At 63.1% G+C, this 14,386-nt stretch carries 15 protein-coding genes; 6 read left to right on the plus strand and 9 right to left on the minus strand.

Annotated features, from left to right (window positions below; translation table 11 throughout):
* Window positions 1-160 precede the first annotated feature (160 nt).
* The 8 genes from ABH924_RS04215 to ABH924_RS04250 all read right to left on the minus strand — a co-directional run bounded on the left by ABH924_RS04215 (window position 161) and on the right by ABH924_RS04250 (window position 5,688).
* Window positions 161-571 (minus strand): VOC family protein, encoded by a 411-nt coding sequence (locus ABH924_RS04215; RefSeq protein WP_234751509.1) that lies wholly within the window; start codon window positions 569-571, stop codon window positions 161-163.
* Between the two features lie 66 nt (window positions 572-637).
* Window positions 638-1,450, minus strand: coding sequence for a molybdate ABC transporter substrate-binding protein (gene modA / locus ABH924_RS04220; protein WP_404497136.1), 813 nt, complete (start codon window positions 1,448-1,450; stop codon window positions 638-640).
* The gene (locus tag ABH924_RS04225; RefSeq protein WP_404497138.1) at window positions 1,447-1,857 is read right to left on the minus strand and encodes a molybdopterin-binding protein; all 411 of its coding nucleotides are present in this window, start codon (window positions 1,855-1,857) and stop codon (window positions 1,447-1,449) included. Before ABH924_RS04225 ends, modA begins: the two co-directional genes overlap by 4 nt.
* Before the next feature lie 172 nt (window positions 1,858-2,029).
* Window positions 2,030-2,470 (minus strand): helix-turn-helix transcriptional regulator, encoded by a 441-nt coding sequence (locus ABH924_RS04230; RefSeq protein ID WP_404497140.1) that lies wholly within the window; start codon window positions 2,468-2,470, stop codon window positions 2,030-2,032.
* Window positions 2,471-2,551: 81 nt separating this feature from the next.
* Window positions 2,552-3,349 carry a flagellar motor protein MotB gene (locus ABH924_RS04235; RefSeq protein WP_234751505.1) on the minus strand — a complete coding sequence of 266 codons (798 nt, stop codon included), beginning with the start codon at window positions 3,347-3,349 and terminating at the stop codon, window positions 2,552-2,554.
* A complete protein-coding gene (locus ABH924_RS04240) occupies window positions 3,346-4,173 on the minus strand; it encodes a motility protein A (RefSeq protein WP_404497142.1) in 828 nt (275 codons plus the stop codon). Before ABH924_RS04240 ends, ABH924_RS04235 begins: the two co-directional genes overlap by 4 nt.
* 3 nt (window positions 4,174-4,176) lie before the next feature.
* Entirely contained in the window at window positions 4,177-4,431 is a 255-nt protein-coding gene (locus tag ABH924_RS04245; RefSeq protein ID WP_269994903.1) for a flagellar FlbD family protein, read from the minus strand.
* 141 nt (window positions 4,432-4,572) lie between these two features.
* Entirely contained in the window at window positions 4,573-5,688 is a 1,116-nt protein-coding gene (locus ABH924_RS04250; RefSeq protein WP_404497144.1) for a COG4280 domain-containing protein, read from the minus strand.
* 195 nt (window positions 5,689-5,883) lie between these two features.
* On the opposite strand from ABH924_RS04250, the gene ABH924_RS04255 reads away from it, so the two are divergent.
* The 6 genes from ABH924_RS04255 to ABH924_RS04280 all read left to right on the plus strand — a co-directional run bounded on the left by ABH924_RS04255 (window position 5,884) and on the right by ABH924_RS04280 (window position 12,866).
* The gene (locus ABH924_RS04255) at window positions 5,884-6,456 is read left to right on the plus strand and encodes a Chromate resistance protein ChrB (protein WP_234751500.1); all 573 of its coding nucleotides are present in this window, start codon (window positions 5,884-5,886) and stop codon (window positions 6,454-6,456) included.
* Window positions 6,457-6,633: 177 nt separating this feature from the next.
* Window positions 6,634-7,704 (plus strand): iron ABC transporter substrate-binding protein, encoded by a 1,071-nt coding sequence (locus ABH924_RS04260; protein WP_404497146.1) that lies wholly within the window; start codon window positions 6,634-6,636, stop codon window positions 7,702-7,704.
* A gap of 4 nt (window positions 7,705-7,708) precedes the next feature.
* Window positions 7,709-9,319: an ABC transporter permease gene (locus ABH924_RS04265; RefSeq protein WP_404497148.1), complete on the plus strand. Its 1,611-nt coding sequence runs from the start codon at window positions 7,709-7,711 to the stop codon at window positions 9,317-9,319.
* Window positions 9,316-10,482 (plus strand): ABC transporter ATP-binding protein, encoded by a 1,167-nt coding sequence (locus ABH924_RS04270; RefSeq protein ID WP_404497149.1) that lies wholly within the window; start codon window positions 9,316-9,318, stop codon window positions 10,480-10,482. The genes ABH924_RS04265 and ABH924_RS04270 overlap by 4 nt, the downstream gene beginning before the upstream one ends.
* 183 nt (window positions 10,483-10,665) lie before the next feature.
* The gene (locus tag ABH924_RS04275) at window positions 10,666-11,580 is read left to right on the plus strand and encodes a patatin-like phospholipase family protein (protein WP_404497151.1); all 915 of its coding nucleotides are present in this window, start codon (window positions 10,666-10,668) and stop codon (window positions 11,578-11,580) included.
* Window positions 11,581-12,293: 713 nt separating this feature from the next.
* Window positions 12,294-12,866, plus strand: a complete 573-nt coding sequence (locus ABH924_RS04280; RefSeq protein WP_404497153.1) for an MOSC domain-containing protein — start codon at window positions 12,294-12,296, stop codon at window positions 12,864-12,866.
* Between the two features lies 1 nt (window position 12,867).
* Here ABH924_RS04280 and ABH924_RS04285 read toward each other — a convergent pair whose 3' ends face one another.
* Entirely contained in the window at window positions 12,868-14,142 is a 1,275-nt protein-coding gene (locus ABH924_RS04285; RefSeq protein WP_404497395.1) for an MFS transporter, read from the minus strand.
* Between the last annotated feature and the right edge of the window lie 244 nt (window positions 14,143-14,386).

Genomic DNA, 14,386 nt, shown 5'->3' on the forward strand with positions numbered 1-14,386 from the left:
GGAGGGGCGCGGAGAACTCCAGGGCGGCGTGTGCAGCATCCATGGTGAGCCTCAGATCCCCGAATCTTCCTTTGCGGCAGACTCCGGTTGCACGCGGAACCGGAACAGCTGGTCTTCACCGCTAAGAATAGACCCAACGTGCCCGGGCATGCAGGTCAAGCTACGCGGCCGGAGCCTGCGAAATCCTCACCATGTTGCCCGAAGGATCGCGGAAGGCGCAGTCGCGGGGACCCCACGGCTGGTCGATCGGCTCCTGCATGACCTCCGCGCCGGAAGCCCTGACCTTCTCGAAGAGCGTGTCGACGTCGTCGGAGCGGAAGACGATCGGCCCCAGGACGCCCTTGGTGAGCAGCTCCTGGAGGGAGTCGCCGTCGGCCTTGGAGCGGCCCGCGTGCGGCTCGGAAAGCACGATTTCAACACCCGGCTGGTCCGCGCTGCCGAGCGTCACCCAACGGAATCCGCCCTGCGCGACGTCGTTGAGCACCTCAAGGCCGAGGGCGTCCCGGTAGAAGGTGAGTGCTTCGTCGGGATCGTTGACAGTGATGTGTGAGTACTGCAGTGAAATAGTCATGGCAACGACGTTAGTCGGAAGCGTTGACGAGCGCTTCTCGAATCCTGCTCGCTTCTTTCCAGGGGGCTACGGCGTTCCGAAGCCGGCGTCGCCGAGAACCTTCTTGCCTTCGCTTCCTGTCACCAGCGCGATGAAAGCCGCGGCCAGGTCCTTGTTCTTGCTGGTGCCGACGGTGCCGATCGGGTATGTGTTGACGGCCTTGTCAGACTCGGGGAAAGTGATGCCCTTGACCTTGTCCCCGGAGCCCTTGACGTCGGTGACGTAGACGAGTCCGGCGTCGGCCTCCCCGGAGGCGACCTTGCCCAGGACGTCAGTCACGGAAGACTCTTCGCTGACAGGCTTCAGGGTTGTGCCGGTGGCCTTCTCGATAGTTTGGGCTGCGGAGCCGCAGGGTACTTGGCTGGCGCAGACAACCACCTTGACCCCCGGCTTGGCCAGGTCCGCGAAGGAACTGATCGACGCCGGGTTGGACGGCGGGACGGCAATGGTCAGGACGTTGGTGGCGAAATTCTTGGCCGTTCCGTCAAGCAGCTTGGCGTCGGAGAGCTTGGCCATGTTCTTCGTGTCTGCCGAGGCAAAAACGTCCGCCGGAGCGCCCTGGGTGATCTGCGTGACGAGGTCTGAAGACCCGGCGAAGCTCAGGGCTACTTTGGTGCCCGGGTTCGCAGCCTCGAATTCGCCGGCCAGCTTGGTGAACGTTGCCTTCAGCGAGGCAGCCGCGTAAACCGTCACCGTACCGGAGAGCTTTGGCGTTGCGCTGGCGCTGGCGGATCCGCTGCTTACAGTGCTGGCGGGACTGCCTGAACCGCAGCCGGCCAGGCTGGCCGCGAGGGCGCCGGCAACGAGCAGCGCGGCGAAAGGCTTGCGGGTGATCCTCATATGACGCTCTTTCCTTGGGGTGTTTCGATGATGACGGTGGTCGCCTTGACCACGGCTGTGGCGACCGAGCCGAGTTCGAGCCCGAGCTCCCGGACCGCCTCGCTGCTCATGAGGGAGACGACACGGAAGGGACCGCATTGGAGTTCCACCTGTGCCATGACCTTGTCGGCCGTGATGCCGGTGACCAGGCCGACGAAGTGGTTGCGTGCCGAACGGCCCACCCGGGTGGGATCCTCAGGCAGTTGGGCCTGGTCCCTCGCGACGTGGGCAAGTTCCAGCCCATCCACGGCCAGCCGTCCGGAATCATCCTTGACGGGGGTCAGGATGCCGTTCTCGGTCCAGCGCCGGACGGTGTCGTCACTGACGCCCAGGAACCGAGCTGCTTCAGATACTCGAATATTTGGCATGGCTTCAGAATAATCCTCAAATGCGGTTGTGACGGCATGTATCTTCCGCAAATCAAATGTGACCGACATTTCCGGTGGTCCCGGCTAGTAGACGTCCCGGACGCAGCAGAGGTCCCGCCCCATCCGGGGGCGGAACCTCTGGCGTATGTTGGCCGGCTACGGCTTCAGCTAGTCAGTCGGCGGCGACCGCAAGCGCTTCCCGGCGCTTGTTCGCTTCGTTCCGGCTGGGCCGCGTGCGGATCTTCGCCACGCACGCAGGCATGGCTGCCACGGCCAGGTGTTCGCGGGCGCGGTACGTGCTGGGCGGCACCCCCACGAGTTCAGTGAAACGCGAGCTGAAGGAGCCAAGCGACGTACAACCGACTTCCATGCATGCGTCGGTCACGCTCATTCCGCCGCGCAGGAGTGCCATCGCCCGCTCGATGCGGCGGGTCATGAGGTAGTTGTAAGGGGTCTCGCCATAAGCGGCCCGGAACTGCCGCGAGAAGTGCGCCGGTGACATGAACGCATGGCTGGCCATGGTCGGCACGTCGAGCGGCTCGGCGTACTCGCGGTCGATCAGGTCGCGGGCCTTGCGCAAGTACGTGAGCCTGGCGATGTCTTCCGGGGTCATGCCACGAGCGTACCTCGGCACGCTGGTCATTTCCACGGATCCCGACGCCGTCCGGTCGCCTGCCGCGACAAGCGCGCCGCCCTATTGGCCGCCGGCCCTCGCCTTGAGTGCCTCGGGGATGAGGGCGCGGACCACTTCGGGTTTATCCGAGAGGACGACGACGTCGACCCTGCGGTTGAGCTCCATCAGCGCCTCGGTGGAATCATCGTTGACCTGCCTGGCGGATCCGAACGCGACGGCGCCGATGTGCCCTGCCGAAATGCCCCCATGGTCGACGAGGTACCTCAGGACGTTGACGGAGCGCGCCGAAGAGAGCTCCCACGTGGAGGGGTACGAGGTGACGCCGTTTGCGGCATGGCCTTCGACCATGACCTCAAGGGCCGCCTTGGCCATGGGAGGTGCAATCATGCCAAGAACCTCGCTCGCGCGGGGCGTGAGTTCCGGCCGGTCGGGTTCGAAGAAGGTCTGCGATCCTACGAGTTTCACCGTGAGTCCGCGTTCGCTGATCTGGAACTGCACATTGGCACCCAGCCCCGCGGCGTCGAGCTTGGACTTCATCTCGTCGCGCAAGGCCGTGAGCCGGTCCGCTTCCTTGAGGGCCAGGTCCAGGTTGGAGAATCCCTGGGCGTCGGCGCTTGTGTATTCCGGCGGAACGACGGTCCCGGTGGCGGTGTCCACCTTCTGGCTGGCCACCGTGCCGAAACCCGTGGCCAGCGAATTGCGGAGCTTGTCGAATTTGGCCTGGTCCACGGTGGACATTGCGAAGAGCACGATGAACATGCACATGAGCACCGTAACCATGTCCATGTAGGAAGCCATCCAGCGTTCGTCGACGTGTTCTTCCGCCGGAGGAGAACCGCGGCGGCGCCGGGACCTCATGCCGCCTTGGACGAAGCGAATTTGCCGGGGCGGGCTTCGTCGTCGTCGCTCTTCTTTGCGGATTTCGCTTTGCCGAGCCTGTCTGCGGGAACCATGGCACGGAGCCGTTCGGCGAGCAGGAGAGGCTGGGTCCCGTTTTGCACCGCCAGGATGCCCTCCATCAGGAGGGTCATCCGCTCGATTTCGAGCTCGGACAGTCGTTTGAGCCGCGAGGCGAACGGCAACCAGATGAAGTTCGCGGACAACAAACCCCAGAGGGTAGCCACGAAAGCGGAGGCGATCATTGGTCCCAGATGATCCGGGGAGGAGAGGTTTTCAAGGACGTGGGTCAGGGATACCACCGTGCCGATAATGCCGATGGTTGGTGCGTAACCGCCCAAGCTGGCGAAGAACTTGGTAGAGACGTGGTCGCTGCGCATCTTGGAATCGATCTCGTCTTCCATGAGGATGCGCAGCTCTTCAGCATCCGTGCCGTCGGCGATGTTCTGGAGTGCCCGGGCCAGAAAGGGATCTTTCTCGTCCACAGCCGCCTCTTCAAGGGAGAGAAGACCCTCGCTCCGCGCCTTCTCGGCAAAACCGATCAGCTGGTCGATACTGTCCTGCGGCTTGTCCGTCTTTCCCTTGAACGCTTTGGGGAGGTCCTTGAACGCCCGCACGGTGTCCCGGAAGGTATTCCCGGCCAGACCTACGGCCAGGGTGGCACCGAAAACCAGGACCATGGGCGCGGGAAGCAGGAGGGCCATGAGGTTGGCGTCTTCGAGGGTCACCATGGCGACCACCGAGCCGAAGGCCAGGAACAGGCCGATTATTGTTGAGGGATCCACGGCTTACCTTCCGTCCGGGTCCGGTGTGCGCACGAGGCTCAAGGGATAGCCCGTCACGGTGGGGAGATCCTGTGCCCGCCGAAGAATATAGGCCCGGTAATTCGCAATCAGTTCCACTACCTCCGCGAGGCTTTCCCGCACAACGTACGTAGCGCCGTCGAGCGTCACCAGGTGGGTGTCCGGGCTCTCGTGGATCCGTTCAATAATGTCCGGATTCACGGCAAAGCGGGTGCCGTTCAGGCGGGTGACAACGATCATGGGCCGTTTCTGCTTTAGCTAGGGAGACGCTTGTAGGAGGGCGGTTCAGTTCCTACTGTCGGCCAGCGGCACGCTTGCGTTAGCCTGCAGCCGATCTGCGTCTCTCCAGCTACCTCATCAGCCCGGGTCCATCGACCGCGATCAGGACTTGCGGACCACGCGGGAAAGCGCCATGGGAAGCGTCAAAACCGCGACGGCGGGGACCACCCACCAGCTCCCCGCGACTCCCACGGAGCTGAGCGCCGCGGTGACCGCAAAGGACGCGGCTACGGCAAGGGCCACCCTCCAGTCGTCGCCAATGATGAAGTCGTACCAGAACAAGCCGAACCGTTTCAGCGACTCCACCACCGAGGTCTTGCGTGGCCCTTCAGGAGGGGTCGCCCCGGCGGTCACGGTGCGGGTCCGCGCTGCGGCGGTTTCCGGATCAGCTGATTCCAAGGATGCTCCCGCCGGAGAACCGCCGTCGGGGATGGCACCGCTGAAGCCTGGGTCGGAATGGACTGGCGCGGACACCGCGGCGGGCGTTGCTTTGGACGGACGGCGGCGAAGCACAAGCACGATCGCCAGGGCGATGACAGCCAAGGCCGGGATGATGACCAGGAGGGACAGATCAGCCACGGGCCACACGGCGCCGGCACCCTCGGCGCCCCAGAAGATGCCGAAGCCCGTCAGCATGATGCCGACGATGAACTTCATGGTGTTCTCCGGAACGCGGGAAAGGGGTCCGCGCACGATGATCGCCGCCACGGCCACCAGGACAACTGCCGCTGCGGCGGTCCACGCGGCCAGTCCGAGTTGACCTTGGATGTTGCCGAAGGTGACCACGATGAACGCAACTTCCAGTCCTTCGAGCAGGACGCCTTTGAAGGAGAGGGTGAAGGCGTACCAATCGCTCACTCCGAAGCCGGACCCACCGGACGCGGACTCTGCCGCGGCAAGTTCCCGACGATAGATCTCGTCCTCGTCGTGGAGGGCCCTGTGACCACTGGCGCGAAGGATGGCCTTGCGCATCCACTGGAGGCCGAAGACAAGGAGGAGCCCTCCGACGAAAATGCGCAGGATGTCCAAGGGAATCAGGGCGATCGCGGGCCCGAAGACGATGACGACGGCGGCCAGGACAACCAGGCCGGCGCCGACGCCGGAAAGGGCTGAACGCCAGTCACGGGCCGTGCCTGCCGCCAGGACGATGGTGGCAGCTTCCACTGCTTCGACCAAACAGGCAAGGAAGACGGACAGCAGCAACGCAGTGGTATTCAAGGGTGTCGCTCTCTTTCGAAGTTGTAACGGCTGTTAGATCATCAACCTAATAGTCGTGACCTTAGGCTCATAACAGATTCTACTGTTCTAGTGAATGAAAAGTTAAGGGCTGTCAACACCCCGCCCCTGACGCCTTTGGAAAGCCAGACGGGAGCCACAGAGTGGTGGCGGGGCGGCGGCGGATAGAATCCGAACATGCGCCTTGCCGAATCGACCGACACTCCGGACGCGGGAGAGGCAGCCGAATGGCTGATCCTCGTCTATCGCGTCCCCTCCGAGCCCACCCGGTTGCGGGCAGCGGTCTGGCGGCGGCTCAAAGGATTGGGCGCCGTCTATCTGCAAAACTCGATCGCAGCGCTCCCGAAGTCACCGGCAGCGGAACGGGCACTCCAGAAACTGCGCCACGAAATCCTTGACATGCCCGGAACGGCAATCCTGATGTCTTCCACCGTCATCGCAGGCGACTCCCACATCCTCAACCTGTACCAATCGGCCCGCACCGACGAATACGACGAGATCGTTGACCGCTGCAAGGATTTTCTCGCCGGGATCGAGAAGGAATACCAGGCCAACCACTTCACGTATGCCGAGCTCGAGGAAAACGAGGTCGACTACACAAAGCTCGTCAACTGGCTCGCCAAGATCCGGGCGCGTGACACCTTCCAGGCACCTGGTTCCACTGAGGCGGATGCCGCCCTGGCCCAATGCGCACAGGCTTTGGAGGACTACGCAAGCAGGGTCTACTCAGAAGAATCCGAGGCGCACTGAGCGGCACGTCCACTGCCCGCGTATTAGGTCATGTAAATCTTGCGTAATACATGTGATTCCGGTCACGATGGGGCATTCTGGATGGAAATTTAGGTATGGCTAACCTAAAGTTTCAAGCTGTGAGCCCGCAGTTCTTCCCCCGGGCTCCCTTGGATTTGCTCGCAGAAAGAAGCCCTCATGAAGATTCGCGCAAATGCGCTGACCGCCATCGCACTCGCCGCCACTGCAGCCCTCAGCTTGGCCGCTTGCGGCAACGGCACCGCCTCCTCCGCAGCCACCGGCTCCGCCTCCACCGACACTGCTACTTCCACTAAAGTGGCCGGCGAAATCACCGTCTACAACGCCCAGCACGACACCCTGACCAAGGAATGGGTAGACGCGTTCACGAAGCAGACCGGCGTCAAGGTCACGGTCCGCCAAGGTTCCGACACCGAGCTCTCCAACCAGATCGTCCAGGAAGGCGCGGCATCTCCGGCCGACGTCTTCCTCACGGAGAACTCCCCCGCCATGGCCCAGGTTGAGAACGCCGGCCTCTTTGCCGACATCGACAAGGCCACCGTGGACCAGGTCCCGGCCGAGTACCGTCCGTCCACCAACAAGTGGACAGGCATTGCTGCCCGCTCCACCGTCCTGGTGTACGACAAAACTAAGATCAGCGACGACAAGCTGCCCAAGTCCATGCTGGATCTGGCCAAGCCGGAGTGGAAGGGCCGGTGGGCCGCTTCGCCGTCGGGCGCTGACTTCCAGGCCATCGTTGCGGCCCTCCTCGAACAAAAGGGCGAGGCCGCCACCACGGAGTGGCTCAAAGGCATGAAGGACAACTTCAAGGCATACAAGGGCAACAGCACTGCGATGAAGGCAGTCAACGCCGGCGAGGTCGATGCCGCGTTGATCTACCACTATTACTACTACGGCGACCAGGCCAAGACCGGCGAGAACTCCAACAAGGTCACCCCGTACTTCTTCAAGAACCAGGACCCGGGCGCCTTCCTGTCCGTCTCCGGCGGCGGCGTGCTGAAATCCTCCAAGAACTCCGCAGCTGCCCAGGCCTTCATCAAGTTCATCACCGGCAAGCAGGGCCAGGAAGTCCTCAAGAACGGCACTTCCTACGAATACGCGATCGCTTCCAACGTGGACTCGAACGCTAAACTCGTTCCCATCAAGGATCTGCAAGCTCCCGCCGTGGATCCGGCCAAATTGAACTCCGCAAAGGTCACCGACCTGATGACCAAGGCAGGACTGCTGTAATTCTGTGACCACTGATCTATCGGCCCGCATCTCCCCGGAAATTCCCGGGGCTTCGGCGAGCACGACGACGGCGGGCAGGGGCAAGCGCCCCCGCCCGCCTTTCGGCGTTTCCGCAATATCCCTCCTGGCCGTGCTGATCGCACTGTTTTCGCTCATCCCGCTGGGGTACGTCGCTTACATGACGGCCGCGACCGGGTGGGACACCGCCGTCGCGCTCATCTTCCGGCCGCGCGTTGGCGAGCTGCTCCTCAACACCGTCATGCTGGTGGTCTTTACGGTGCCCATATGCCTGGTGTTGGGAGTCGGTGGCGCGTGGCTCGTGGAGCGGACCAGACTTCGGGGACATCGCTGGTGGGCCGTGGCCCTGGCAGCCCCACTGGCCATCCCGGCGTTCGTCAACAGCTATGCGTGGGTGACCGCAGTCCCCTCACTGGAGGGCATCTGGTCCGGCGTACTCATCGCCACGCTTTCCTATTTCCCCCTTGTCTACATTCCCGCGGCGGCGACGCTTGGGCGCCTCGACCCCGCGATTGAGCAGTCCGCAGCCTCCCTTGGCTTGGGACCGTGGGCCATCTTCTTCCGGGTTGTCCTGCCTCAACTACGGATCGCCATGACGGGTGGCGCGCTCCTGGTGTCGCTGCACCTGCTGGCCGAATACGGCGCGTTCGCGATGATCCGCTTCGACACGTTCACCACCGCGATCATGACCCAGTTCCAATCCACGTTCAACGGCACCGCCGGGAACATGTTGGCGAGCGTCCTGGTGTTCTTCTGCCTCATCCTGCTCCTGGCCGAAGTCAGGAGCCGCGGTAACGCACGCTACGCCCGCATCGGTTCCGGCGCCCAGGCCAAGCCAACTAAGCTTCCTCTGCACCACTACCAGATTCCGTCACAGCTCGCCCTGCTTGCCCTCACCGTTTTGGCCTTCGGATTGCCGATCTTTTTTGTCCTGCGCTGGGTGCTGGCCGGTGGCGCCCGCGTCTGGTCAGCCGACGAATTCCTTCCGGCACTGCTCCAGACCCTCGCTTACGGCACCGCGGGCGCCGCGGCGACAATCGTCGTCGGCTTCCCCATGGCCTATCTGGCCGTGCGGCACCCGAGCTGGTTCAGCAAGATGCTGGAACTCTCCAATTACGTCACCAGTTCCCTGCCCGGCATCGTGGTGGGCCTCGCCTTCGTGACCGTGAGCATCCGCATGGTTCCGGGCGTGTACCAGACGTCCGGGGTCCTGATTGCTGCCTATGTGCTGCTGTTCCTGCCGCGGGCCCTGGTCAACATCCGTTCCGGACTGGCTCAGGCCCCCAAGGAACTCGACGAGGCTGCGCAATCGCTCGGCAAGGCCCCGCTGGTGTCCTTCCTGAAAGTGACGCTGCGCCTTACAGCTCCGGCCGCCGCCGGCGGGGCTGCGCTGGTGTTCCTCGCCATCGTCAACGAACTGACGGCAACACTGCTGCTATCCCCCAACGGCACGCACACCCTGGCCACCGAGTTCTGGAGCAAGAGCAGCGAGATCGATTATTCGGGCGCGGCACCCTACGCCTTGCTCATGATCCTGTTGTCTGCCCCCATGACGTACTTGCTTTTCCAACAGTCCAAGAAAGTAGCCGGACAGTGACCGAACAATCCCCCTCAAGGCTTCCGTCACCCCGCGTAGCGGCTTCGGTGGCTCCCACCACCAACACACATCTGGACATCGCCGAGGTCACCAAGAACTTCGGCTCGCAGGCCGTGCTGAAGGGCGTGAACCTCTCCGTGGCCAAGGGTGGAACCACCGCCGTCGTCGGGCCTTCCGGTTCCGGCAAGACCACCCTGTTGCGCTTGATCGCCGGCTTTGAACACCCGGACACCGGTTCCATCAGCCTGAACGGAAACAAGGTAGCCGGGAACGGGATCTGGGTACCCGCCCACAAGCGGCATGTTGGCTATGTTGCCCAGGACGGCGCGCTCTTCCCGCACCTTACGGTGGGGCAGAACATCGCGTTCGGGCTGGACAAGTCAGCGCTCGACGGCGGCCGCCGCGCCGTGAAGACGCGCGTCCAGGAGTTGCTCGACATGGTTTCCCTCGATGCAGACATGGCAAAGAGGCGGCCCCACCAACTCTCGGGAGGCCAGCAGCAACGGGTGGCACTCGCCCGGGCACTGGCCCGCGAACCGCAACTCATGCTGCTCGACGAACCGTTCTCCGCGCTCGACGCCGGCCTCCGCGTGGCCACCCGGCGCGCCGTAGCGAAGGTCCTGAACGAAGCCGGGGTCACCACCATTTTGGTGACGCACGATCAAGCCGAGGCCCTGTCCTTCGCGGATCAAGTGGCGATCATGCGCGGCGGCAAGCTGGCGCAGATCGGCAACCCGTTCGTTGTGTACACGCGCCCCGCAGACCGGGCAACGGCCGAATTCCTCGGCGATGCCGTCATCCTGGACGCGTGGATGGAAGGCTCCCTGGCCACGTGTTCCTTGGGAGGCATACCCGTACGCCGTCCCCCGGCACAGGGCCTCGTACAGTTGATGCTCCGCCCGGAACAGATCCGGATTGCGCCCGACGGTCCCATCCGCGGCGTCGTGGTTGATACCGACTACTTCGGCCCAGAGACCACGGTGCGCATCAAGCTCGCTCCGCGCGTTGCGGCGGCCGGCGCATCCTTGGCCTACCCGGGAGGTGGCGAAATCATCACCATCCGGCACTGGAACGCTTCCATCACCAAGCCCGGCACGGAACTGTGCCTCCGCGTGGTGGGCGAAGGCGTGGCGTTCCCTGTGGAGGATCTGGCTGGCACCTGATGCCGGCCCGTTGCACACTGCGTCGCGGGCGTGCTAGCGTTGCGGCGATCGTGATCTATCAGCAGGAGGTGAGTCCCATGAACGCAGTATCCGCAATGGGTGCTCCCCTGCAGTCCACGATCGCGCGACTGACTTAGTCGCCACCGGGAGCGCCAAACAGGCAATTCGCGAAAGGCGACTCCCATGAACACAACACCTTCTTCATCTTTACACTCCCGCGAGCGAGCGTTGGTCCTCGGCGGCGGCGGATCGACAGGCAATGCCTGGCTGATCGGCGTCATCGCCGGCCTCTTCGAAGCCGGGCTGGACGTGACCGACGCCGATCTGACCATCGGCACGTCGGCCGGATCGACGGCCGCAGCCCAGATTGCTGGCGCAACCCCGACTGAACTGCTTGCTGCCATCCTTGACGCCACACCCCAGCCACGGACTGCTCCGTCGGGGTCCGGACCGGGACGCGCACCGGCCAGGCCAGTAGTGAACCACCTGGAGCGGATCAACAAGATCATCGCCGATGCTCAGGACGTGGCTGACATGCGCCGGCGACTGGGCGCGGCAGCGCTCGAGATGGATGCGGCGTCAGATGGCTCCTGGTCAACACAATGGCGCACCACCGTCGCCGCGCGGCTACCCAGCCAGCACTGGCCGGAACGGACGGTGCTCATCACGGCGGTCGATGCCCGTACCGGCGAACCGGTCGCGTTCGACCGCGACTGCGGAGTCGGCCTGCCGGACGCCGTGGCCGCCAGCTGTTCCAGTGGCTTGCCCTACAGGATCGGAGACAACCGATACATCGACGGCGGTTACCGATCCAACGCAGAGAATGCCGATCTGGCAGCCGGATACGAGCGGATACTGGTGCTCTCACCCTTCGGTGGCAGATCATTGCAACCGCTGGAGTGGGGCACGCATCTCGAAACGCAGGTCGACGAACTCCGCGCACACGGCAGCAGAGTCGAAACGATCTTCCCGGACAGCAACTCCGAGCACATGTTCGGCGCCAATGCCATGGATCTGTCGCTGCGTCCACCCGCGGCCCAGTCGGGTTACGAGCAAGGCAGGGCCCTTGCCGGGCAGCTCACCGAGTTCTGGAGCTGAGTGGATCGAACCCTACTGACGCTGTAGGCGTGACGACAACCGTTCATGCCTAGGAGGCCGACCGAGGCGGTCAACCGCCGCCTCGGTCACCTTCGCAGCTCAGTCCCTGGCTACATCCTCGATCATAAGAATCGCATTAATGTCAAGAGTTTTTGCTCCCATTGAGTGATGGATACCTGAAATTGAGTGGTCAAAAGTCATAAATTGAGTGGCGACGGACTATGGATTGAGTATTGATACATACGAGAGAAACGTAATCGGTTACTCCCACTTGGGAATAGCCAAACAATTCCCTCGACCTGTTTCATAAAAACTCTTGCCTCATTTGCCTCATTTGCATAATTTGATCGCGAAGCGCCTGTCTCTCTGAAAGGTGATCCATGTCAAACAGATCTAAGCTAGGTTCAATCGGAAGTCTTCTACTTGTCGCGCTTGTCGCCAGGGGAGTCGTGGATCAAGGAAGCGTGTTTTGACTCCTAAAGATACTCGCAACATTCCTATTTCCCTGCTTCTATTTGCGCTGGTAGCGGTTCTGCTATTCATAAAGTCCGCCGGGAGTATGCAACTATGGTGGGCAATACTTGCGGGTATCGCCCTTGTTGGAACCGGCATCGGAGCGTTCGCTGATTTCCAGCGTCGCAAGAACTAGCTTTCAAGGTTTCAGATTAGAACGCCCGGGGTTGCTGACTCCGGGACAGGCATAGCCTTATGGCATGACCGCAAGCTACAGATACGACGTGGAGATCCTGCATCTTCTCGTGTCATCCAGCCACGCCTACTTCGGTCGTGCACGCGATGGTGCCGCCGAGGTGCCCACCACGGATGCCGAGCAGGTCGACGTCGTAAGCGGCAAGGGCATCGTCGGTGACCGGTTCTTCGGCAAGGCCGCGCACATGGATGCCGCAGTCACCTTGATAGCCATCGAGTCTCTCGAAGCGATGGCTGCTGAGTTGGGCGTCGCACCCTTTGACCCGCTCCTCACGCGCCGCAACGTAGTCCTGAGAGGAGCCCACCTGGCTCCCCTGTTGGGCGGGGAGTTCGCATTGGAATCCGGCGGCGGCCTTGTACGGTTCCGGGGCGGACGGCCTGCCCACCCCTGCGCTTGGATGGACCAAGTCCTGGCTCCGGGCGCGCACGCCGCCATGCGAGGCCGCGGCGGCGTGCGCTGCCAACCGCTTTCGGATGGCATTCTGCATCGTGGCCCAGCTGTGCTAATTAGCCCCGTACCGCTTGATCCCGACAAGGCCGGCCAGGCCACGCTCCTCCGGGCTTCACGGCTTCCGTAGGTCAATTCCTACGGGGTTCCGCGTCGGATGTGGCGATCGAGGAGCTGGCCTGATCGGCCGAAGAGCCCTGCCGACGACTCGCCACCAGGAACGGCACTGCGATCAGCTCGATGACGCCGCTGATCGCCAATGAGGTGGAATAGCCGTACACATCCGCCGCCCGGCCGAGCAGCGGCTGCACCACCACTCCGCCGCTCGAGGCCATGAGCGAGTCGAAGCTGAGCACTGTTGCCCGCTGCTTCGACGGGATCATGTCGTTCACGTAGGCCTGCCGCACCGGTGTGGCCGCCGAGTCGACCATGGCCCAGAACGTCAATAAGGCCAGGGCCACCCAGAAAACATTCGTGAACCCCAGCACGACCAGAATCAATGCGCTCACCACTCCGCTCAGGATCAACACGGTGGTGCGTTTGCGAACGAGGCGCCGGATACGCGGTGCAAGCCACCCGCCCAACACCTGCGCTCCGGCCACGATGGCCGCCGCCAGCCCGGCCACGGAGTACGCGCGCCGGTCACCGAAGAGCTGAAGCAGGTACGGCTGCAGGGCATAGAACACATAGATCCCGACGCCGGCGCTGAACGGCGCTGCCAGCATCACGTACCGTACGGGCGGATTTTTCAAACCGTTCTCGATCGAGGCGTCGAGTACGGCGCGGGTCGCCTTGAGGGGATGGGCAGAGCGTTCGGGGGTGAACCCGACGTCGCGCATGAGCAAGAAGGCCACGACGAACATGACGAGGAGCACGCCCACGCGAATCAGGAACGGCACGCCCAGGTTGGTGGCCTGCGCGATCCCCCCGCCAGCCACCGAGCCAACAAGCATGGCGGCGCCCGACACCATCCGCCCGCGCCCGAGCACCGTCTCCAGGCCGCCCTCATATCCGGTGAAGCGCAACGCGTCGACGAGCCAGGCCTCCACCGCACCCGAGAAGAAGGTGAAGCCCAGACCGAGCAATACCGACACAACAGCCCACCACCAGAACGGGGCGGAAAGCTGCCAAAGCAAATAGTAGAGATAGGTGGATCCGGCCAATGTCACCGTGCCAAGAAGAAATGAAACCCGGCGCCCCCAACCATCGGCCACCACTCCAGTGGGGACTTCGAACACGACCATCCCGGCCGTGAAGAAGGCGTTCGCTGCAAAGGCCTCAAGGTTGCTGAGTCCCGCATCCAGCAGGAAGAGGGTATTGATCCCCCAAATGAACGAGGCCGCAAGGGTATTGCCAAGGGTCAACGTGAGAAAGATGCTTTGAATCTTTCTGGCGGCGGGGTTCATCAAGGTGCCGTCCCCGCCAGGACGAGGGGGAACCACGAGGCCATTCTCGTCTGCTTCGGCGACGCACGCCAGAGCTGGGCGGGAGCGGGCCGAGCTCGCCGGGCGACACCGCGAAACGCCATAGGCGCGCCCCGACGGCGGCCCCGCGAGGCTGGTTGGTTCTAGAAAATTCTGCCGAATTTCGGGTTTTCGGCGGGCAGGTGTTCTTTGAGCTTTTAATGTCAGACCCCTCTGGAATGCTTTG

Origin of the sequence: Arthrobacter sp. GAS37 (genome assembly GCF_044908325.1) — a bacterium.
GTDB lineage: Bacteria > Actinomycetota > Actinomycetes > Actinomycetales > Micrococcaceae > Arthrobacter > Arthrobacter ramosus.

Coding starts and splice junctions, on each gene's coding strand:
- ABH924_RS04215 (WP_234751509.1), bottom strand. CDS start 571: ATGACTATTTCACTGCAGTACTCACACATCACTGTCAACGATCCCGAC.
- modA (WP_404497136.1), bottom strand. CDS start 1,450: ATGAGGATCACCCGCAAGCCTTTCGCCGCGCTGCTCGTTGCCGGCGCC.
- ABH924_RS04225 (WP_404497138.1), bottom strand. CDS start 1,857: ATGCCAAATATTCGAGTATCTGAAGCAGCTCGGTTCCTGGGCGTCAGT.
- ABH924_RS04230 (WP_404497140.1), bottom strand. CDS start 2,470: ATGACCCCGGAAGACATCGCCAGGCTCACGTACTTGCGCAAGGCCCGC.
- ABH924_RS04235 (WP_234751505.1), bottom strand. CDS start 3,349: ATGAGGTCCCGGCGCCGCCGCGGTTCTCCTCCGGCGGAAGAACACGTC.
- ABH924_RS04245 (WP_269994903.1), bottom strand. CDS start 4,431: ATGATCGTTGTCACCCGCCTGAACGGCACCCGCTTTGCCGTGAATCCG.
- ABH924_RS04255 (WP_234751500.1), top strand. CDS start 5,884: ATGCGCCTTGCCGAATCGACCGACACTCCGGACGCGGGAGAGGCAGCC.
- ABH924_RS04260 (WP_404497146.1), top strand. CDS start 6,634: ATGAAGATTCGCGCAAATGCGCTGACCGCCATCGCACTCGCCGCCACT.
- ABH924_RS04275 (WP_404497151.1), top strand. CDS start 10,666: ATGAACACAACACCTTCTTCATCTTTACACTCCCGCGAGCGAGCGTTG.
- ABH924_RS04280 (WP_404497153.1), top strand. CDS start 12,294: ATGACCGCAAGCTACAGATACGACGTGGAGATCCTGCATCTTCTCGTG.
- ABH924_RS04285 (WP_404497395.1), bottom strand. CDS start 14,142: ATGAACCCCGCCGCCAGAAAGATTCAAAGCATCTTTCTCACGTTGACC.